The organism is Streptomyces sp. NPDC042638 (assembly GCF_040647235.1).
GTDB lineage: Bacteria > Actinomycetota > Actinomycetes > Streptomycetales > Streptomycetaceae > Streptomyces > Streptomyces rameus.
The window spans coordinates 48,126-68,327 of the sequence record NZ_JBEZBT010000029.1 but is presented as its reverse complement, the minus strand read 5'-3'; the positions used below and the strand labels follow the sequence as shown (position 1 = coordinate 68,327).

Here is a 20,202-nt window from a genome sequence, read left to right as displayed (position 1 = left end):
AAATTAGCACTGCTAGTTTCTCTTCGCAGCCCTACTATGTGCGCCATGGCCCGACCGCGCAAGCCCCTCCTCAGCACCGACCGGATCGTCGAGACGGCCCGGGAACTCGTGGACCGGGAGGGCCTCGCGGCCGTCTCCACGCGGCGGCTCGCCGCCGAGCTCGGGGTGAGCGGGCCCTCGCTCTACAACCACTTCCGCACCAAGGACGAGATCCTGGAGGCGGTCGCCGACTCGGTGAGCGCGCTGGTCGACCTGTCGATGTTCGAGGACGGGCGGGGCTGGCGGACCGCGCTGCACGACTGGGCCGTCTCCTACCGGGCCGCCCTGCGCGACCACCCGAACATCGTCCCGGTCCTCGCCCGCGGCCCCGGCCGCCGCCCCGCCGCGCTGCGCCTGGCCGACGCGGTCTACGGCGCGATGGTCGACGCGGGCTGGCCGCCGGCACAGGCCACCTCCATCGGCGCGCTGATGCGGTACTTCATCATGGGCTCGGCGCTCGGTTCGTTCGCCGGCGGCTTCGTGGACGACGCGAGCGCGTACGACCCCGCCGACTACCCCCACCTCGGCCAGGCCCATCTGCTCGCCGAGCAGCAGGAGAAGATCGACGAGCGGGCCTTCGAGACGGGACTCGGCGCCCTGCTCGACGGGCTGGCCCAGCAGTACGAGCGGGTCCGCGAGTGAGGACGCTTCGGCCGTCGCCGAAGCGTCACTGCCGCATGCTGGGTGCATGGACACCAGGGACCCCCAGGCCGCGGGCCTCGCCGCGCTGGCCGGGCTGATCGCCGACCGGACCCGGGCCGCGTGCCTGCTGGCGCTGCTGGACGGCCGGGCGTGGACGGCAGGCGAGCTGGCCCGGCATGCGCAGGTCGCCGCGTCCACCCTCAGCGAGCACCTGGGCAAGCTGGTGGCGGGCGGCCTGCTCACGGAGGAACGGCAGGGCCGGCACCGGTACGTCCGGCTGGCCGACGCGCGGACGGCGCAGCTGATCGAGGATCTCGCCGCGCAGGTGCCGGCGGCGCAGGCGCGGCCCGCTCCGCGCGGCCTGCGCGAGTCCGGCGCCGGGGCCGCCATGGCCCGGGGCCGGACCTGTTACGACCATCTCGCCGGGCGCCTGGGCATCGCGGTCACGGACGCGCTGACGCTGCGCGGGCTGCTGCGCCAGGACACCGGGTTCGCGCTCACCGACGCCGGGATGGAGTGGTTCGGTGCGGCGGGCATCGCCCTCGACCTCTCCGGCCGGCGTCCCCTGGCCCGTGCCTGCCTGGACTGGACCGAGCGGCGGCCCCATCTCGCGGGGGCGGCGGGGGCGGCCCTGTGCGGGCACGCGCTGGACGCGGGGTGGTGTGTCCGGATCGGCTCGCAGCGGGCCGTGAAAGTGACGGCGGCGGGAGAGCGGGCGCTGTCCGGCCTGCTGGGCATCTCGTCCGCTGCCCTGCGCTGAGCCCCCGCGCCGAGCCCCCGCGCTGTGGGCCGCGCCCGCCACCGTCCACCCCGTCCGTTTTCCGCCAGCCGGATACCTGTCCCTGCCTAGCCTCGGGAGCATGATGAGCACCGCCCGGAAACACCCCCGCATACTCGCCGCCGGCGCCGCCGCCGTCACCGTCGTGCTGTGGGCCTCCGCCTTCGTGTCGATCCGCAGCGCGGGAGAGGCGTACTCGCCCGGCGCGCTGGCCCTCGGCCGGCTGTCGGCGGGCGCCCTCACGCTGGGCGCCGTCTGGGCCGTGCGCCGGGAGGGGCTGCCGCCCAGGGCCGCCTGGCGCGGGATCCTGCTGTCCGGGCTGCTGTGGTTCGGTTTCTACATGGTCGCCCTCAACTGGGGCGAGCAGCAGGTGGACGCCGGGACGGCGGCGCTGCTGGTGAACATCGGCCCGCTGCTGATCGCCCTGCTGGGCGCCCGGCTGCTCGGTGATCCGCTGCCGCGGAGGCTGGTCGCGGGGATGGCGGTGTCCTTCGCGGGCGCGGTGACGGTGGGGCTGTCGATGTCGGGCGGTGGCGGGTCCTCCCTGCTGGGCGTGGCGCTGTGTCTGGTCGCGGCCGTCGGTTATGCCTTCGGTGTCGTCGCGCAGAAGCCCGCCCTGGGCCGGGCGAGCGCGTTGCAGGTGACGACGTTCGGATGCCTGGTGGGCGCCCTGGCCTGTCTGCCGTTCGCCGGCCAGCTGGTGCACGAGGCCGGCCGCGCATCGGTGCCGGCGACCCTGAACATGGTCTACCTGGGCGTGTTTCCGACCGCGCTGGCCTTCACCACCTGGGCCTACGCCCTCGCCCGCACCACCGCGGGCCGGATGGGCGCGACGACGTACGCCGTGCCCGCGCTGGTGGTGCTGATGTCGTGGGCCGCGCTCGGCGAGGTGCCGGGGGTGCTCACGCTGGCGGGCGGTGCGCTGTGTCTCGCGGGGGTGGCGGTGTCGCGGACCCGGGCGCGCCGCGGCGGGGCGGACCGGGCAGCGGCCGGGAGGCCGCTGCCCGAGAGGGTGCGCTGAGCGCCGGAAGGCCGGACGGGTACGCCCGGCGTCAGAAGACGACGAGTGCGCGACCGCCCTTGCCCGCGAGCATGTTCTCGAAGGCGGCCGGGATGCCCTCCAGGCCGATCCGTTCCGTGACCAGCACGGACAGGTCAAGGCGTCCTTCGCGTACGTGCGCGGCGAGCACCGGCAGGTCGCGGGCCGGATCGCTGTTGCCGTAGACGCAGCCGGACAGCGTGCGGCCCCAGTGAAATATCTCCAGGGCGTTGAAGGTGACCTGCTCGTCCTTGCCGCCGATGCCGACGACCGTCGTACGGCCGCCCCGGCGGGTGGACTCCCAGGCCGCGCGGATCGACACCGCCCGGCCCACGCACTCCACGGAGACGTCGACGCCCTGCCTGCCGGTGAGGGCGCGGATCTCGCGGGGGGTGTCGGCGGAGGCGAGCACGTAGTCGGTGGCGCCGGCCGCGCGGGCCAGCTCCTCCTTCCCGGGGGAGACGTCGACCGCGATGATCCGGGACGCCCCCGCGATGCGGGCCGCCTGGAGGGTGGCCAGGCCGACCCCGCCGACGCCGAACACGGCGACGGTCTCGCCGGGGCGGACGCCGGCCGAGTGGTGGACCGCGCCGTAACCGGTGAGCACCGCGCAGCCCAGGAGGGCGGCGTCCACCAGCGGCACCCCCTCGGGCAGCGGCAGCACGCAGGACGCGGCGACCACGGTCTCCTCGGCGAACGCGGCGACGTTCAGGCCGGGATGGAGGTCGGTGCCGTCGGCGGTGCGGGCGTAGACGTCGGCGGCGCCGTTCAGCGCGTTGGCGCACAGCCAGACCTCGCCGAGCGTGCAGGCGTGGCAGCCGCCGCAGGACGGGGCCCAGTTGAGGACGACGGGGGCGCCGGGTGACACATGGGTGACGCCCTCGCCCACGGCGACGACCGTGCCGGCGCCCTCGTGGCCGAGGACGGCCGGGACCGGCACCCGCATGGTGCCGTTGGACAGGGACAGGTCGGAGTGGCAGACACCGGCGGCGGCGAGACGGACCCGGACCTGGCCGGGCCCCGGGTCGGGCAGGTCGATGCCGGTGATCTCCAGCGGCGCGCCGATGGCGGGAAGGACGGCGGCTCGTACGGTCATGGGTCTCGGACTTCCTCAGAACTGGAGGGACTTGGTCTGGAGGTACTCGGCGAGTCCGTGCGTGCCGAGTTCCCGGCCGACGCCGGACTGCTTGTAGCCGCCGAAGGGCGCGAGGGGGTTGAACCGGCCGCCGTTGATGTCGACCTGGCCGGTGTCCATACGACGCGCGAAGGCCACCGCCTCGGCCTCGTCGGCGGCCCAGACGGCACCCGCGAGGCCGTAGACGGTGCCGTTGGCGATGCGCAGGGCGTCGTCCTCGTCGTCGTACCGCAGGACCGACAGCACCGGGCCGAAGATCTCCTCCTGGGCGATCGTCATCTGCGGGGTGACGTCGGCGAAGACGGTGGGGCTGACGAAGTAGCCGCGCTCGCGCGGGGATTCGGGTCCGCCGGTGACCAGCCGGGCGCCCTCGGCGACGCCCTTGTCGATGTAACCGCGCACCCGCGCCCGCTGCCTGGCGCTGACCACCGGCCCGATCCGGTCGCCGTACTTGGCGGCGGCGGTCCCGGCCAGCTCGACGGCCTCGTCGTACCGGTCGCGGTGGACCAGCATGCGGGTCCAGGCGCTGCAGGTCTGGCCGGAGTTGGACATCACGTTGGCCACGCCGACGTTGACGGCCCTGGCGAGGTCGGCGCTCGGCAGGATCACGTTGGCGGACTTGCCGCCCAGTTCGAGGGCGACCTTCTTCACGGCCGCGCCGGCCACCGCGCCGATCCGCCGGCCTACCGCCGTGGAGCCGGTGAAGGAGACCAGGTCCACACCGGGGTGTTCGGCGAGGGCCTGTCCGGCGACCGGGCCGAGGCCGGTGACCAGGTTGAACACGCCCGCGGGTACGCCCGCCTCGTGGATCGCCTCGGCGAACAGCCGGGCGGTGAGCGGGGTGTCCTCGGCGGGCTTGAGGACGACCGTGCAGCCGGCGGCGAGGGCCGGGGCGACCTTGGCGACGATCTGGTGGAGGGGGTAGTTCCAGGGGGTGATGGCGCCGACCACGCCGATCGGCTCGTGCAGGACCGTGGAGTTGCCGACCCTCTCCTCGAAGGGGTGGGCCGCGGCGAGTTCCGCGTACGAGCCGGCGACCGCGATGGGCACGCCCGCGTGCACGGCCTGGGAGAACTGCAGGGGTGAGCCCAGTTCGGCGGTGACCGTCCCGGCGATCTCGTCCTTGCGGGCCACGAGCGCGTCCCGGAGGGCGGCGAGGCGTGCGGCACGCTCGGCCGGAGGCGTGGCGGCCCAGGCGGGCAGGGCGGCGCGCGCGGCCCGGACGGCGGTGTCGACGTCCTGCGCCCCCCCCCGCCGGGACACTGCCGATGACCTGCTCGTCGGCGGGGTTGACGACCTCGATCACGTCCCTGCTCGCGGCGGGGCGCCAGGCGCCGTCGATGTACAGGCCGTCATGTGCCTTCATGCTGTTTCCTCCCGGCGGATCCGCGTCGTCCGGCACACAAACTAGCGGTGATAGTTTTGGTGCGCCAGACATTCCCGGGCCGCGGACCTACCGGGACATCATCGCGGAGGGACCGGCCGGTGCGGGCGCCGCGTCCGCACCGGCCGGTCCGCCGGTCATCTCGTGGCCGTCAGGTGGGCGAAGACCACCACGTTGCTGGTGTAACCGGTCCGCCGGCTGAACAGGCCACCGCAGGTGATGACCCTCAGCTCCGGGCGCCCGGTCGCGCCGTACACCTCCTGGTCGGGGAAGCCGAGCTTGTCGAAGACCTTCACCCGGTCCACGGAGTAGACGGCGGTGCGCCCGTCCGCGCGCCGGACCTCGACGGTCCTGCCGGGCTTGGCCTGGGCGAGCCCGGCGAACACGGCGGGGCCGGTCGTGGTGTCGCGGTGGCCGACGGCGATCGCGGTGCCGGCCTCGCCCGGCGTGGGGCCGCCCTCGTACCAGCCGACCAGCTTGGCCCTGTCGACGGGCGGCGTCTCCAGCTGCCGGTTCGCATCGAGCCGGAGGGGGGTGATCGGGGCGTCGATCCCCAGGGAGGGCACGCGGAAGGCGACCGGCCTGGACCGGGGCAGTGGTCGGGGCGGCGGCCCCGGAGGGGCGGAGGAGGCGGGGCCGGCTGTGCCGGATCCTTCCCGACCGCCGGCCCGGGCGGAGTCCGCGCCGACGGCCGCCACGGTGTGGCCGCCCGTCCGGCCGGGCCCCGCCGGCCCGCACCGGGACCACATGGTCGCGAGGACGACGACCAGCACGGCCGTCCTGGCGAGGCGGTAGGCGCGGGTCCGGTACCAGGGCCTGCGTCGGTACCTACGCTGCACCATGGGGCCGGCGGCGGATCAGCCGGAAGTACACGGCGCCGCAGACGGCGACCAGGCCCACGGCCGCCGCGGCGGCCACCGGCGAGTACGCGGCGGCCGTGTCGATCAGACCGCCGCCGCCCGCGTGCACGCCGCCCCTGGGCGGCTGCTGGTCGCTCTGGCCCCAGGCGCCGTTGTCCTGCTGGTGCTCCTCCTGCTGGTGGTCCTCGATCTGTCCGCCCGGACCCTGCGCGCCGTCGTGCTGGCCCTCGCGGCAGTTGACCCGGAAGACCTTCTCCTTCACGGCGGCCGGTGTCCCCACGGTCCAGGTGATCTTGTACTGTCCGTCCGCCAGACCCAGCGCGTCGGTGTGCCCCGCACCGCCGGCCAGCTGGATGACACCCGTCACGGTGGCGGCGGTGGGCAGCGGCGGCTGTGGCGTGATGGTGTAGGCGATCGTGCCCAGGTCGTCGAAGTTGACGGCCTCCAGGAAGAACTTGCAGACCATCGGGTCGTCCTTCGACGATCCGCTGAGCGACGTCACGAAGGGCGTACGCGCGTTGTGGATCCTGATGTCGCCGTTCTCGCCCTGGGCCACCGCGCTCGGGGCCGCCACCCATGACGCGCCCGCCGCGGCGAGGGCGGCGAGGACGACTGTGGAGCCCGCGCGGGAACCGATGGCACGTGGGGGTGTCAGGGTGGGCATGCGCAATCCTCCGAGTTCAGACGATTTTCATACAAATCGCTCTTTCGCCAGGACTCTCCTTCATGGGCCCCGCGGCCCCCGGCAGCGACGCCCGGCGCGCCGTCAGATATCGCTCGTGCGGCGCAATCCGGCGCGCCGGGACCGCTCCCGCGTCACCCGCCCGGACGCGCCACCGGGGCGCCCCGGTGAGCGCAGCGCGACGCCCGACGACACCAGCAGCAGGACACCCAGCATCAGGAACGGGGCCGCCACCCCCGCCAGACCGGTGGCCAGACCCGCGGCGGCCGGAGCGGCGACCCGGCCGAGCCGGTTGCCGGTCAGCCGCAGGGCGAGCGCGGTGGAGCGGGCCTCGGCGGGCGCGGCCTGCACCACCGTCGTCATCGACAACGGCCGGCCCACGCCCAGACAGATGCCGAGGGCGGTGAGCATCGTCCCGAGCGCCCACACCGGCACGGGCAGCGCGACTCCCGCGCACAGCAGGGCGTACACCGCGGCGATGACGCCGACCGCCCGTTCGTCGGCCCCCATCGCCAGGGCCCGGAAGGAGACGGCGGACCGGGCCGTCGACACCGCCCCCCGCGCGCAGCCGAAGGCGATGACGAGACGGAGCAGCCAGCCGCGGTTCCCACCGGGCGCCATGGGTGAAGTCCCTCTCCCAGGTGCTCAGACGATGCCGAACAGGATTCCCGCGCCGAGGACCACCAGTGAGGTGAGGGCGGCCCACTTGACCACGAACCGGGTGTGGTCGCCGAACTCCACCTTGGCCATGCCGACCAGGACGTAGACGGCCGGGACGAGCGGGCTGGACATGTGCAGCGGCTGGCCGACGATCGAGGCGCGGGCGATCTCCAGGGAGGAGACGCCGTGCGCGTGGCCCGCCTCGGCGAGCACCGGCAGGATGCCGAAGTAGAAGCCGTCGTTGGACATGAAGTACGTGAGCGGGATGCTCAGCACGCCGGTGACGAGGGCCATGTGCGGGCCCATGCCGTCGGGGACGTTGTCCACCAGCCACTTGGCCATGTGGTCGACCATGCCGGTGCCCTGGAGGACGCCCGTGAAGACGGCGGCGGCGAACACCATGCCGGAGACGTTCAGGACGTTCTCCGCGTGGGCGGCGATACGGTCCTTCTGGTCGGGCATGTGCGGGAAGTTGACGGTCAGGGCGAGGGCCGCGCCGAGCAGGAACAGCACCGGGATCGGCAGCCACTCCATGATCATGGCGGTGAGCAGGGCGACCGTGAGCAGCGCGTTGAACCAGTACAGTCCGGGGCGCAGGGTGGGGCGGTTCGGGTCCAGCCCCTGGAAGCCGTCGTCCTCGGGCTCGTCGGGCAGGTCCGCGCCGGGGCCACAACCGCCGGACCGCCTCGCCTCCTTGCCAAGACCGGCGCCGACCAGCACCGTCTCGGTCTCCTCCACCAGAACGTCGTCCAGCGTGAGCACGCCGAGCCGCTTGCGTTCGCGACGGCCGAGGACGTAGGAGAGGGCGAGGACGAACACCAGCCCCATGGCGAGGGCCGGGATCATCGGGACGAAGATGTCGCTCGCGTCCACCTTCAGCGCGGTCGCGGCCCGGGCGGTGGGGCCGCCCCACGGCAGCGTGTTCATCACGCCGTTGGCCATGGCGGCCACGCCCGTCATCACCACCAGGGACATCTTCAGGCGCTTGTACAGCGGGTACATCGCCGAGACGGTGATCATGAAGGTGGTGGAGCCGTCGCCGTCCAGGGAGACGATCGCCGCGAGCACGGCCGTACCCACCACGATCCGCAGCGGATCGGCCTTGCAGAACTTCAGGATGCCCCGCACGACCGGGTCGAAGAGGCCGACGTCGATCATCACACCGAAGTAGACGATCGCGAACATGAGCATCGCCGCGGTGGGGGCGAGGCTCGTGACGCCGTCGATGACGTAGTCACCGAGCCTCGCGCCCTTGCCCACGAACACGCAGAACAGCGCGGGGACGAGCACGAGTGCCGCGATCGGCGACATCTTCTTCAGCATGATCAGGACCAGGAAGGTCGCGATCATGGCGAAGCCGAGAATGGTCAGCATGAGTGGATACCTAACGTTCGCCCTTGAACATCCCACCTGGGGCCCGGCGGTGCGATGACGTTAGGTCCGTTCGAACGGTGTTAACAAGATGTTGACGCGCGAGCAATAAGCGCAAAAGTCCAGGTCACGGCTATGCGGCACGGCCTGCAAGAGGGGAGGCCGTGGCGCGGGCCGTTCAGTCCAGCACGCGTCCGAGATAGGCGCGCAGCAGTTCCCGGGTCTCCGCGATGATCGCCTCGTCCCCCTGCGGATCGACCCGGAAGGCCAGTTGGACGAGGGTGTCGGCGCTCTCCACGGCGATCAGGAAGGCCCGCCGCAGGTCCGCGTCCGGGGTACGGGCGAGGTAGCCGGCGAGCAGGTCCGTGAGCCGGTCGGCGACCCGGGTGTTGGGCTCGCCATGGCGGGTGCCGACCGGGATCTGGTTGCCGAAGTCCACCAGGGAGAAGCCGGGCGCGGTGCGCTTCATGGCGAGGTACTCCTCCAGGACGGCGTCCATGGCGGCACGCCAGTCCCCCTGGGCGGCACCCTTCAGCCGTTCCGTGACCTGTTCGACGTACCGCTCCAGGTTGCGCTGGGCGAGGGCGTCGGCCATCTCCCGCTTGTTGCCGAAGAAGCGGTAGACCGAGCCGATCGGGACCTGGGCGCGCTGGGCGACCGCGCGCGTGCTCAGGGCGTCGTAGCCGACCTCGTCGAGAAGGTCGGCGCAGGCGTCGAGGATCCTGGTCAGCCGTTCGGCACTGCGCCGCTGGACGGGCGCGCGGCGGAGCGATGTCGCGTGGGGCACGGGCTTCATGATGCCTCTCCGCCGGGGCCTGGTGAACCTCACCCCACGGTACGGAGAAGGGTGGGCCCTGCACTCACCCGCCCGGAGTGTCGTTCACCGAGAACCACCCCCGCCGGACACCTCCCGTTCACCTGCCGCGCTCAGTCGGCAGTGGCGGTGGACGCGGTAGCGGCGGGCGGTCGCGCGGTGGCCGGTTGGGCGGTGGCCGGTTGGGCGGTGGCCGGTTGGGCGGTGGCCGGCTCCACGTCGGAGACCGTGATGTCGGCGGTGCTCTCGACCGGCTTGCCGCGGACGGCCCACACCGTGCCGTCGTCGGCGTACAGGCGGGCGGTGATCTGGTGCGTGCCGTGCGGGACGAGGCCGGCGGCCAGGTGGTAGGCGCGGGTGTGCAGCCGGGCGATCCGGCGGTCGTCCACGAAGAGCTGGGCGAGCCCACGGCCGATGGCCGCCACCGGACGGGTGCCCGGCGCGGAGCAGCGGAAGTGACGCAGGGCCAGCCGGACGTCCCAGCCGCCCGCCGCGTCCGGGGTGACCTCGACGGCGACCTCGGGGGCGTTCTCCTTGGGCACCTCGCGCAGATTGCGGCCGGTCTCGTCGGTGCCGTCCAGGACCTTCCCCACGGGCGAGGGCGAGACCGTGTCCCCGTGCGCCTCGCTCGAGCAGGCCACCGCTCCGGACGACAGCAGGACGCACACGGCGAACGCGGCGAGCGGTCCCCGCCCCCATTTCCTCCACGACATGAACCGTGAGCGTAGAACAGGGCCACGCCACACCGGATCCACCTCAAGTCTGGTTCCCGTCCTCCCCCGGTGGGAGGACCCCGGGGCCCCCTTGCGCGGGCAGCCGCTCATTCCTACGGTGTTGCATAGGAATCAGGACGCGAGGAGCGAACATGAGCGGGGACGCACGGAAGACCGCCGAGGGGCTGTCGTATCTGACCGGCTTCGGCAACGAACACGCCTCGGAGGCCGTGCCGGGCGCCCTGCCCGAGGGCCGCAACTCGCCACAGCGCGCACCGCTCGGCCTGTACGCCGAGCAGCTGAGCGGTACGGCGTTCACCGAGCCGCGGGCGGACAACCGGCGCTCGTGGCTCTACCGCATCCGCCCCTCGGCCGCGCACCCGGCGTTCACCCGCACCGACAACGGCGCACTGCGTACGGCCCCCTTCACCGAGACGGTGCCCGACCCCAACCGGCTGCGCTGGAACCCGCTGCCGGAGCCCCCGGCCGGCACCGACTTCCTCGACGGCCTGTGGACGCTGGGCGGCAACGGCGACGCGGCCCAGCGCTCCGGCATGGCCGTGCACCTGTACCACGCCAACGCCTCGATGGACCGGGTCTTCTCCGACGCCGACGGGGAGTTGCTGATCGTGCCCGAGCGCGGCGGGCTGCTGCTGCACACCGAGTTCGGCCGACTGCATGTGGAGCCGGCACATGTGGCGTTGATCCCGCGCGGGGTGCGCTTCCGTGTGGAGCTGCTGGACACCGCATCCGACGGCGGGCAGAGCCCGACGGCCCGGGGCTATGTGTGCGAGAACTACGGGGCGCCGTTCCGGCTGCCCGATCTCGGCCCGATCGGCGCCAACGGGCTCGCCAACGCCCGGGACTTCCGGGCACCGGTCGCCGCGTACGAGGACGTCGAGGGCCCGGTGGAGGTGGTGAACAAGTTCTGCGGCAACCTCTGGACCGCGACCTACGACCACAGCCCCCTGGATGTGGTGGCCTGGCACGGCAACCATGTGCCGTACGTCTACGACATGCGCCGTTTCAATGTGATCGGCACCATCTCGTACGACCACCCGGATCCGTCCATCTTCACGGTCCTCACCTCCCCGTCGGACACCCCGGGCCTGGCCGGCGTGGACTTCGTGGTCTTCGCACCGCGCTGGCTGGTGGGCGAGGACACCTTCCGGCCGCCGTACTTCCACCGGAACGTGATGAGCGAGTACATGGGCCTGATCGAGGGTGCCTACGACGCCAAGGCGGAGGGCTTCGTGCCCGGCGGCGGCTCGCTGCACAACATGATGTCGGCGCACGGGCCGGACCGGGAGACCTTCGACAGGGCGAGCGCGGCCGAGCTGCGGCCGCAGAAGATCGACGACGGCCTGGCCTTCATGTTCGAAACCCGCTGGCCGGTGACGCTCACCGCGCACGCGGCCCGCGCGGACCACCTCCAGCAGCGCTACGACGATGTGTGGCAGGGGCTGGAGCGCCACTTCCGGATGTGACGGCCCCGCCGTTGCGCCGAACGTTCCCCGCCAGGTACGGATAGCCGAGTGACCTCCTTCGCCCCGGATTCGATCGTCCTGAACCGCAAGCTGCCGCTGTGGTACCAGGTGTCGCAGTCGCTGCGCGCCTCGATACTGGGCCGCTCCGCCGAGGACCCGCTGCGGCTGCCGACCGAGGAGCGGCTGGCGGAGCACTACGGCGTGAGCGTGCTGACCATGCGGCAGGCACTGAAGGAGCTGGAGGACGAGGGGCTGATCAGCCGGCACCGGCGGCGCGGCACCTTCATCGAGCCGGGGGCCCGGCGCGGGGCACCGGTGCGGCTGCTGGGCTCGGTGGACGCGATCGTGGCCCAGCAGTCCGGGATGACGACCGAGCTGCTGGACCACGGCCGGGTGCCGGTGCCGGCCGGACTCGCCGAGTACTTCCCCGGCCTCGCGGAGGTGACGGCGTACCACCGCCTGCGCAGCGACGAGAAGACCGGCGAGCCGACCAACCACGCCGTCAACCACGTCCGTTCCGACCTGGCCGAGCGCATCGATCCGGACGAGCTGGTCCGCTGGCCGATGACGAAGGTGCTGCGGGACGTGGTGAAAGCGGACATCAGCCGGATCACGGACACCGTGCAGGCGCGGCTCGCCGATCCGGAGACGGCCCGGCTGCTGGAGGTCCCGTTGCTCAGCCCGATCCTGCACTACACGGGCGTGACGTACGACAGTGAGGGGCGGGTGCTGGACGTGGCGGTCATTCAGTACCGGGGGGACCGGTTCTCGTTCACGGTGACACTGGACGCGTGAGCGCTCCGCTGGGTTTGGCCGTGATGCCCGGGCTCCGTTCCCGGCTGCGGCGCCGTCGTGGCTTGTCGCGCAGTTCCCCGCGCCCCTCCCGGGGCGCACCACCAGGCCGAACAATCCGCCGGCCTCGCCGTGATGCCCGGGCTCCGTTCTCGGCTGCCGCGCCGTCGTGGCCTGTCGCGCAGTTCCCCGCGCCCCTTCCGGGGCGCACCACCAGGCCGAACGCTCTGGCCTTCGGGGGCGTTGAGGGGTGGGCTCAGGGCCGCGGGGGGTTGGGGCGCTGCCGTACCATGCCCTGCGTGACGCACGATGACGCTCCGCTGCTGGCGGACCTCATGCCGTGGGCCGTCGCACCTCTGCGGCTGGGCCGCGCCTGGCCGGCGGCGCCCGATCCCGCCTCGCCGAAGGCTCGCTGGGACGCCCTGCTGAAAGCCGAAGGGCCGGAGCGGGAGGCCCTGTTCGAGCCGACCCGCGGCCGTACGCTCCAGTCGGCGGTGGGCCAGCTGCCCGGCCAGTCCACCGGCACGCGGCGGCTCGCACGTGCCGAGGGTCCCTGTGCGGAGCCGGTCCGGGTCCTGGCCGCCCCGTTCGACGAGCAGTGGCTGATCCCGGACCACCGGCTCATCGACACGGCCCGCCCGGAGCTGTGGCGGGTGGCGGACGCCCGTCAGGTCTTCACGGTGGAGACGGGGGACGCCGGCCTGCCGCTGCTGGCCACCGCGCTCCTGCCCACCCTGCGCACCGGCCGGGTCCGCCCGCTGTACCGCCGCCCCGGCGGCCGGGAACCGAACCTGGCCCCGGGCCTGCTGGACCATCTGTCGGTCCGCCTGGGCACCCGCCCCACGGCGCCGGACACGCTGGCCTGGATCCTGGCGACGGCCCGCCCGGACCTCACCGTCCCGCTCACCCACGACCCCGGACTGTGGGCTTCCGGCGTGCGGCTGGGCCGCCGGGCACTGTGGCTGATGCTTCGCGACGGAGAACGCCCCAAGCTGCCGGGCGGTCGACGGCCTTACGTCCGCGCGCCCCTGCCGAACCGTCCGCTCGCCCTGCACTACGACCGCGACGAGGAGGCCCTGCACCTGGAAGAGGGCCGCGTCTCCCCCGTCCCGCCCGAGGCGTGGGACTACGAGGTGGCCGGTGCCCGGGTGCTGGAGACCTGGTTCACGGCCCGCACCGCGCCGGCCGAACCGGGCTCGCTCGCCGCGATCCGCCCGGCATCCTGGCCGCAGACCTGGACGTCGGAACTGCTGGAACTCATCACGGTCCTGACCCTGCTGGCCGAAGTACGCTCGGCGCGGGCGGACTTGACGGTGACGTCGTCGGTCACGGCGGCCGAGCTGCGGCAGGCGGGCGTGCTGCCCGCGCCGGAGTCGGCCCGCCGTCCCGCCTCGGTCCTGGACCACCACGAGGAGGGCCCGGACGGGCAGTTCGCCCTGCTCTAGCCCGCCGTCCGCCGACGCAGGGCGGCCTCCAGGCGGACGATGTCCTCGGCGTCCTTGGCCCGGCGCGGCCGGGAGGGGTCCCAGACGGGCATCATGCGCTTGATCTCGATCTGGACGCGTGGATCCACGATCGGCGCCTCCAGCCCCCCGATCCGGCCGGGCTCGGTCCCGAGCACTCCGTCCGGCCAGGGGGTACCGGCCCACGGCCCGCCCGCGACCGTCACCCGTCCCGCCGCGTCCCTGTCGACCAGGGTGAAGCTGCTCTCCAGACCGTCCTTCACGAAGTCGAGCTGGAGACCGGCGGGCGGCCCGGGTACCGGCGTGTGGCCGAGGGGGGCGAGGACGTCCGTGAGGACCGGGGCGTCCTTCGCCCAGGCGAACCAGTCGATGTCCCCGTGCTCCCGGGTGACCTCGCCGAGGAAGAAGTCCATGGCCCAGCCACCGCGCAGCCAGAGCGGCACGCCGCTGCCGCGGAACGCCTCCAGGACGTCCGCGATCAGGCCGAGTTGACGACCGGTACGTTCCTGGTCCACTGCCTCTCCCCTGGTATGCCGATACGGGTCCCCCGGTCGGCGGGGCCCCGCCGGCCTGCTCGGCTAGCGCGGCGCGAACGCGTCGAGGACCCGTTCCACCGCTCGCTCGAACACCGCCTCCAGATCGATCGGCCCGGCGTCCTCCTGAAAGGCCGCCGCCATGCGCGGGTACGCGCCGGAGGCGAGCCGGCCGCCCAGGTAGGCGATGCGCACCGCGTGCTCGTCCGCCTCCGACCAGGGCAGGGAACGGGCGCGCTCGGCGGTGTCGAGTTCGTTGCGGACGTACGTCGTCACGACACCGTTCAGCATGGCGATGAGCTCGAACTTCGTGCCGTACGGTCCGCCGAGCGGGTCCAGGCAGGCCAGGCAGTGCTCCAGGAAGCGCAGGGCGTGCGGGCTGAAGCCGTAGACCGGGGACATCAGGCGCGGCACCCACGGGTGGCGGCCCATCAGCGCGCGGGTCTGGTACGCGACCCGGCGCAGATCGGCCCGCCAGTCGCCGCTCGGCTCCCACAGCTCGTGTTCCGCGCTGACCGCGTCCACCATCAGCTCGTACAGGTCCTCCTTGCGGGGGACGTAGTTGTACAGCGACATGGTGCCGCAGCCCAGCTCCGCCGCGACATGCCGCATCGACACCGCGTCGAGCCCCTGCGCGTCGGCGATCCGGACGGCGGCGGCGGCGATGTCGTCGCGCGTGTACGCCGGCCTGGGCCCCCGGCCGGCGCGCTCGGGGCGCGCCCAGATCACCTCGGGGACGGCCCCTCGGACTGCCATCGGTCATCACCTCGCCCACCATCCTAGTTACGTACGCCGTACGTAGTGCGGTATGGTCCCGGCATGACTACTACGTACGCCGTACTTAGTGAAGGTCTCGAGAAGCGCTTCGGCGCTGTGCACGCCCTGCGCGGGCTGGACCTGGCCGTCGCCGAGGGCACGGTCTGCGGGCTGATGGGGCCCAACGGGGCGGGAAAGACGACGGCGGTGCGGCTGCTGACCACGCTGCTGCGCCCGGACGGGGGGTCGGCCCGGGTCGCCGGGCACGATCTCGTCCGGGAGGCGGCGGCCGTGCGGCGCCGCATCGGGGTCACCGGGCAGTACGCCTCGGTCGACGGGGACCTCACCGGCCGGGAGAACCTGCGGCTGTTCGCCCGGCTGCACCGGGTGCGCGGGCCGGCCGCCCGCGCCGAGGAGCTGCTGGAGCGCTTCGGCCTGACCGAGGCCGCGGACCGGAGGGCGTCGACGTACTCGGGCGGTATGCGGCGCCGGCTGGACCTCGCCGCGAGCCTGATCCGCCGCCCCGACGTGCTCTTCCTGGACGAGCCGACCACCGGACTGGACCCGGCCAGCCGCGCCCGCATCTGGCAGGCGGTGAGCGAGCTGAAGGCGGACGGCACGACCGTGCTGCTGACCACCCAGTATCTGGAGGAGGCCGACCGACTGGCCGACGACATCGTCCTGGTGGACCGGGGCCGGGTCGCCCGCACCGGTTCACCCGCCGAACTCAAGGCGCTCGTCGGCTCGCACGTGGAGGCGGTGGTCGCGGACGCCGGCGCGCTGCCCAGGGCGGCCGCCGTGCTCGACCGTCTGACGGGCAGGGAGCCCGTGTTCGACCGCGAGCGCAACGCCGTCGGCGCGGTCACCACCGACGCCACGCTGACCCTGCCCCGCCTGGTGCGCGAACTCGACGCGTCCGGCGTGCCCCTGCTGGACGCGGGCATCCGGCCGCCCACCCTCGACGACGTCTTCCTGCGGCTCACCGGGGAGACCACCGACTGCAGCAAGGAGCCCGTGACATGAGCGCGTTGGCGTACGACGGACTGGCGATGACCGGCCGGCAGCTGCGGCGGGTCCGCAACAATCCCGGGCTGGCGGTCCTCACCCAGATGATGCCGGTCAACATGCTGCTGTTCTTCGGCTATGTGTTCGGCAGCGCCCTGGCGATGCCCGGCCGCGAGTACCGGTCCTTCCTGGTGCCCGGGCTGCTCGTCGCGACCGCGGCCGGCGGGCTGATGACCGGCATGTTCCAGGCCGCCCAGGACACCCACCGGGGGGTGACGGACCGGTTCCGCGCCATGCCGGTGAGCCGGGCCGCCGTACCGCTCGGGCAGGCCGTCGCGGACCTCGTCGTGACGACCGTGGGGACCGTGCCGCTGCTGCTGGTCGGGCTCGCGGTGGGCTGGCGGATCGAGGGGTCCGCGGCCGGGGCGGCCGGTGCCGTGGGACTGCTGCTGCTCTTCCGGTTCGCCTGCACCTGCGCCGGTGTCTTCCTGGGCCTGCTGACCCGCAGTGAGGACGCCGCCGGACAGCTCGGCGCCTCCTCCTTCGTGCTGCCGCTGCTGTCGAACGCGTACATCCCGACGGACAACCTGCCGGGCTGGCTGCGCACACTCGCCGAGTGGAACCCGATCAGCGCGGTGACCACCGCCCTGCGGGACCTGTTCGGCAACGCGCCCGTCCCGGAGGGCGCCGCCTGGCCGGTGGCCCATCCGGTCGCCGGGTCGCTCGGCTGGTGCCTCGTCCTGACCGCGGTGTTCCTGCCGCTGGCGGTGGGCCGGTACACCCGGACCGAGTGAGCTCGCGCCCGCCGCCGACCGCCCGTGCGCCGACCGCCCGCCACCGGCGCACCGCTGACAAACCCGCCGCCGAAGGGTCATGATCCGGTCATGGATCAGCCGATGGATCAGCCCGTGCGCCGGGAGCCCGTGCCTCTCCAGCCCCTGCCCCTGGAGGGCATCACCGTCGTCGCCGTCGAACAGGCCGTGTCCGCGCCCTTCGCGACCCGGCAGCTCGCCGACCTGGGCGCCCGGGTCATCAAGGTGGAGCGGGTCGACGGCGGCGACTTCGCGCGCGGGTACGACACCGCGGCCCGCGGTCTCGCCTCGCACTTCGTGTGGTGCAACCGCGGCAAGGAGTCCCTGGCGCTGGACCTGAAGGACCCGCGCGGGCTGGACGTCGTACGGCGGCTGGTGGCGGACGCGGACGTGTTCGTGCAGAACCTCGCGCACGGCGCGGCGGCCCGGCTGGGCCTGGACGCGGCCACGCTGTGCGCCGCGCACCCGCGGCTGATCGCCGTGGACATCTCGGGCTACGGCGGCTCGGGGCCGTACACGGACAAGCGGGCCTACGACATGCTCGTGCAGTGCGAGGCGGGGCTGGTGTCCGTGACCGGGACGCCGGAGCAGCCGGTGAAGGCGGGCATCCCGGCGGCGGACATCGCGGCGGCCATGTACGCGTTCTCCGGTGTGCTGGCCGCGCTCGTACGGCGCGGGACGACCGGGCGGGGCGGCCCGGTGGAGGTGTCCATGCTGGAGGCGCTCGCCGAGTGGCTGGGCCATCCGCTGCACCACGCGATGCACGGGGGCGAGCCGCCGGCCCGGACCGGGCTCGCGCACGCCGTGATCGCGCCGTACGACGCCTATCCGACGGCGGACGGCGGGCGGGTGCTGCTGTCCGTGCAGAACGACCGGGAGTGGCGGCGGCTGGCCGAACAGGTCATAGGCCGCCCCGCGTTGGCCACGGACCCGGCGTACGCGACCAATGCCGCGCGGGTGGCGCACCGGGAGCGGACCGACGCCCTGGTGGCGGGGGCGCTGCGGGCGCTGGGCACCGAGGAGGCGCTGGCCCGGCTGGAGCGGGCGGGCATCGCCTGTGCCCGGCTGCGGGATCTGCACGAGCTGGCGGAGCATCCGCAGCTGGCGGCCCGGGGGCGGTGGCGTGAGGTGGGATCGCCGGCCGGGCCGCTGAAGGCGCTGCTGCCCCCCATCACGCTGCCGGGCGGGGGCGAGGCACGGATGGGTGACGTGCCCGCGCTCGGGCAGCACACCGAAGCGCTGCTGCGTGCCGTGGGAATGACAGACGACGAGATCGCAGCGCTACGCCGGGACGGTGTGGCAGCCTGAGCGCGGGCATCCCCGCGCTGTGGCCGTGCGGTGGCCGGTCGGTGACCCTGTACGGCGGAGAGCCGGTCAGTGACCGCCGAAGAGCGAGCGGCGCAGCCGGCGCAGTGGCGCGAACAGGGAGACGCGGCTGACCCGCCTGCCCCGGTCGCTGCGCTCGTGCACGGAGTCACGTGCCGTCAGCTCACGCATCAGCGATGTCGCCTCGATCGTCTCCCGCTGCGGTATGGCGGGACCCGCCAGCACCGACAGGTGGCGGTCGAGGCGCGAACTGGTCGCACTGCTCCCGCAGGTGATCGCAGGGACCCTGGCCCTGCTGCGCACTGTTATCTGTTCCATGTCACTCCCCACCCGTACGAGTCACCCGGCCCGGGCAGGGTAACCCTATCGCCCCATGGGGGCACGCGTGTATCTCGGCCACAGGATTCACCTTCCCCGTAAGGGTGTTGACCATCCTCGTTCGACTACTCTCCGAATCCAACCGATTTCAGGGTGAGTTGGACAATCGGCTGGCTGGTGGGCTGCGCCGAGCCGCCGCCGGGCTCGACGGTTACGGCGAGTGACGTCGAGGAGGTGTCGAGGCCCTTCGCGACGAAGGGCGTGTCGCCCGCGAGGAGGCCCAGGGAGCGCGGTTGCGCACGGGAGCGCATGAGCCAGAGCTGGTGGACGCGCCCGCCGGGCGGGGTGCCGTATCCGCTCAGGGTGACGACGGCCTCCCGGGCAGAGGCGGAAGCGATCACTCCGATACTTCGGCCGCGTCCGTCCTCGCCGTTCGCCGCCCGGGCGTCGGGGGCGGCCAGAACGTGGGCGATCTCACGTGCCCGGGCCTGCTCGGCGGTGAGCCGGTCCTCGGTGCGGTGTGCCTGGACCGCGAAGAGGGAGGCGACGACGAGGGCCGCGGCGGCGGTGGCCGTGGCGAAGGGAGCGAACAGGGGGCGCGTCCGAGGCGAACGGGCGCGTCCCGGCGGGGGCTGGGTGCCCCAGACGTGCGGCGGCAGCCGGCGCGCGCCCTCCCGGGCCGGCGCCGGATCCCCCGGGGCGGCGCGGTTGCCGGCGGGCGTCCGCTCCTGCGGGGTGGCGCGTACGGCGGCCAGTACCCGGTCGCGCAGGGCCGCGGGCGCGGGAGCCGCGGCGGACCAGGCGAGGCGGACCGCGTCCTCGGCCAGGTCGCGCACCTCGGCGGCACAGCGGTCACAGCGTGCGAGGTGCTTCTCGAAGCGGCGCCGCTCATCCGGTTCGAGGGCGTCGAGCGCGTAGGGCGCGGCGAGGGAGTGCGGCCCCTCCCGGCGCGACAGTCCGCCGAGGATGCTCATGCGGCGCCTCCCAGGCACTGGCGCAGCCGGGTGAGTCCGTCGCGCATCCGCGTCTTGACCGTACCGAGCGGCAGCGAGAGCCGTTCGGCCACCTCACGGTAGGTGTAGCCGTCGTAGTAGGCCAGGGTCACCGACTGGCGCTGGAGGGTGGTGAGCCGGTTCAGGCAGCGGCGCACCCACTCCCGTTCCAGACCGGCCTCGACCTCCTCGGCGACCTGGTCGAACGCGGGTTCCCCGGCGCGCAGGGCCTCCCGCTGCTCGCGTTCCCCGGCAGCGCGGGCGCTGCGCACCCGGTCGACGGCGCGGCGGTGGGCGAGGGTGAGGATCCAGGACAGGGCGCTGCCCCGGCCGGGGTCGAACCGGGCGGCGCAGCGCCACAGTTCGAGCAGCACCTCCTGGGTGACCTCCTCGGACTGGGCGGGGTCGCGCACCACGCGGCGCACCAGCCCGTACACCGGCCCGGACACCAGTCCGTACAGTTCCTCGAACGCCCTCTGGTCGCCGTCCGCCACGAGTACCAGCAGTTCGTCCGCCTGTCTGCCGGTCCCCCCTCCGTGGCCGCAGCCGGCTCTTCCCCGCGTACCGCGCATCCGCACCGCACACACCTCCCCGAGGGGTT

Annotated in this window: 20 protein-coding genes and 2 pseudogenes; 9 read left to right on the top strand and 13 right to left on the bottom strand. The window is 73.4% G+C overall.

The window, feature by feature from the left end; genetic code table 11:
• The first annotated feature begins 45 nt into the window (after positions 1-45).
• From AB0B40_RS22905 to AB0B40_RS22895, 3 genes are all read left to right on the top strand, one after another.
• Positions 46-681: a TetR/AcrR family transcriptional regulator gene (locus AB0B40_RS22905; RefSeq protein ID WP_345049005.1), complete on the top strand. Its 636-nt coding sequence runs from the start codon at positions 46-48 to the stop codon at positions 679-681.
• Between the two features lie 46 nt (positions 682-727).
• On the top strand, positions 728-1,441 hold the full coding sequence (locus tag AB0B40_RS22900) for a winged helix-turn-helix domain-containing protein (RefSeq protein ID WP_345049003.1): 714 nt from the start codon (positions 728-730) through the stop codon (positions 1,439-1,441).
• 100 nt (positions 1,442-1,541) lie between these two features.
• Positions 1,542-2,480 (top strand): DMT family transporter, encoded by a 939-nt coding sequence (locus tag AB0B40_RS22895; protein WP_345049000.1) that lies wholly within the window; start codon positions 1,542-1,544, stop codon positions 2,478-2,480.
• Positions 2,481-2,511: 31 nt separating this feature from the next.
• Here the strand turns inward: AB0B40_RS22895 and AB0B40_RS22890 are convergent, their stop codons facing one another.
• The 8 genes and pseudogenes from AB0B40_RS22890 to AB0B40_RS22855 form a co-directional block, all read right to left on the bottom strand.
• Complete coding sequence (locus AB0B40_RS22890) at positions 2,512-3,594, bottom strand: Zn-dependent alcohol dehydrogenase (protein WP_345048998.1); 1,083 nt, start codon at positions 3,592-3,594, stop codon at positions 2,512-2,514.
• 15 nt (positions 3,595-3,609) lie between these two features.
• Positions 3,610-4,999: pseudogene (locus AB0B40_RS22885) on the bottom strand (aldehyde dehydrogenase family protein).
• A gap of 155 nt (positions 5,000-5,154) precedes the next feature.
• Entirely contained in the window at positions 5,155-5,859 is a 705-nt protein-coding gene (locus AB0B40_RS22880) for a class F sortase (protein WP_362265269.1), read from the bottom strand.
• Positions 5,846-6,541, bottom strand: coding sequence for a hypothetical protein (locus AB0B40_RS22875; RefSeq protein ID WP_362265267.1), 696 nt, complete (start codon positions 6,539-6,541; stop codon positions 5,846-5,848). The genes AB0B40_RS22880 and AB0B40_RS22875 overlap by 14 nt, the downstream gene beginning before the upstream one ends.
• Positions 6,542-6,643: 102 nt before the next feature.
• A pseudogene (locus AB0B40_RS22870) lies at positions 6,644-7,030 on the bottom strand (MFS transporter); the annotation flags it as partial.
• Between the two features lie 174 nt (positions 7,031-7,204).
• Positions 7,205-8,593, bottom strand: coding sequence for a citrate:proton symporter (locus AB0B40_RS22865; RefSeq protein WP_362265264.1), 1,389 nt, complete (start codon positions 8,591-8,593; stop codon positions 7,205-7,207).
• A gap of 175 nt (positions 8,594-8,768) precedes the next feature.
• Entirely contained in the window at positions 8,769-9,386 is a 618-nt protein-coding gene (locus AB0B40_RS22860) for a TetR/AcrR family transcriptional regulator (RefSeq protein ID WP_345048987.1), read from the bottom strand.
• A 131-nt stretch (positions 9,387-9,517) separates the two neighbouring features.
• Positions 9,518-10,117 carry a hypothetical protein gene (locus AB0B40_RS22855; RefSeq protein WP_362265262.1) on the bottom strand — a complete coding sequence of 200 codons (600 nt, stop codon included), beginning with the start codon at positions 10,115-10,117 and terminating at the stop codon, positions 9,518-9,520.
• A 152-nt stretch (positions 10,118-10,269) separates the two neighbouring features.
• Here AB0B40_RS22855 and hmgA point away from each other — a divergent pair, with 152 nt between their 5' ends.
• The 3 genes from hmgA (at position 10,270) to AB0B40_RS22840 (ending at position 13,841) form a co-directional block, all read left to right on the top strand.
• Entirely contained in the window at positions 10,270-11,604 is a 1,335-nt protein-coding gene (gene hmgA, locus AB0B40_RS22850) for a homogentisate 1,2-dioxygenase (protein WP_345048982.1), read from the top strand.
• A 48-nt stretch (positions 11,605-11,652) separates the two neighbouring features.
• The gene (locus AB0B40_RS22845) at positions 11,653-12,399 is read left to right on the top strand and encodes a GntR family transcriptional regulator (protein WP_345048979.1); all 747 of its coding nucleotides are present in this window, start codon (positions 11,653-11,655) and stop codon (positions 12,397-12,399) included.
• A 287-nt stretch (positions 12,400-12,686) separates the two neighbouring features.
• Entirely contained in the window at positions 12,687-13,841 is a 1,155-nt protein-coding gene (locus tag AB0B40_RS22840; RefSeq protein ID WP_362265260.1) for a type ISP restriction/modification enzyme, read from the top strand.
• Here AB0B40_RS22840 and AB0B40_RS22835 read toward each other — a convergent pair.
• Positions 13,838-14,374 (bottom strand): aminoglycoside adenylyltransferase, encoded by a 537-nt coding sequence (locus AB0B40_RS22835; RefSeq protein ID WP_345048973.1) that lies wholly within the window; start codon positions 14,372-14,374, stop codon positions 13,838-13,840. The two genes, AB0B40_RS22840 and AB0B40_RS22835, sit on opposite strands and share 4 nt — an antisense overlap.
• 63 nt (positions 14,375-14,437) lie before the next feature.
• Positions 14,438-15,148, bottom strand: a complete 711-nt coding sequence (locus AB0B40_RS22830; RefSeq protein ID WP_345048971.1) for a TetR/AcrR family transcriptional regulator — start codon at positions 15,146-15,148, stop codon at positions 14,438-14,440.
• Positions 15,149-15,211: 63 nt separating this feature from the next.
• Between AB0B40_RS22830 and AB0B40_RS22825 the strand changes: the two genes are divergently transcribed.
• The 3 genes from AB0B40_RS22825 (at position 15,212) to AB0B40_RS22815 (ending at position 18,273) form a co-directional block, all read left to right on the top strand.
• Entirely contained in the window at positions 15,212-16,171 is a 960-nt protein-coding gene (locus AB0B40_RS22825) for an ATP-binding cassette domain-containing protein (RefSeq protein WP_345048968.1), read from the top strand.
• A complete protein-coding gene (locus tag AB0B40_RS22820; protein ID WP_345048964.1) occupies positions 16,168-16,947 on the top strand; it encodes an ABC transporter permease in 780 nt (259 codons plus the stop codon). Before AB0B40_RS22825 ends, AB0B40_RS22820 begins: the two co-directional genes overlap by 4 nt.
• Positions 16,948-17,037: 90 nt before the next feature.
• Positions 17,038-18,273: a CaiB/BaiF CoA-transferase family protein gene (locus AB0B40_RS22815; protein ID WP_362265257.1), complete on the top strand. Its 1,236-nt coding sequence runs from the start codon at positions 17,038-17,040 to the stop codon at positions 18,271-18,273.
• 66 nt (positions 18,274-18,339) lie between these two features.
• Here the strand turns inward: AB0B40_RS22815 and AB0B40_RS22810 are convergent, their stop codons facing one another.
• From AB0B40_RS22810 to AB0B40_RS22800, 3 genes are all read right to left on the bottom strand, one after another.
• Positions 18,340-18,609 (bottom strand): hypothetical protein, encoded by a 270-nt coding sequence (locus AB0B40_RS22810; protein ID WP_345048959.1) that lies wholly within the window; start codon positions 18,607-18,609, stop codon positions 18,340-18,342.
• Positions 18,610-18,734: 125 nt separating this feature from the next.
• The gene (locus AB0B40_RS22805; protein WP_362265255.1) at positions 18,735-19,583 is read right to left on the bottom strand and encodes an anti-sigma factor; all 849 of its coding nucleotides are present in this window, start codon (positions 19,581-19,583) and stop codon (positions 18,735-18,737) included.
• The gene (locus AB0B40_RS22800) at positions 19,580-20,173 is read right to left on the bottom strand and encodes a sigma-70 family RNA polymerase sigma factor (RefSeq protein ID WP_345048952.1); all 594 of its coding nucleotides are present in this window, start codon (positions 20,171-20,173) and stop codon (positions 19,580-19,582) included. The genes AB0B40_RS22805 and AB0B40_RS22800 overlap by 4 nt, the downstream gene beginning before the upstream one ends.
• Positions 20,174-20,202: the final 29 nt, after the last annotated feature.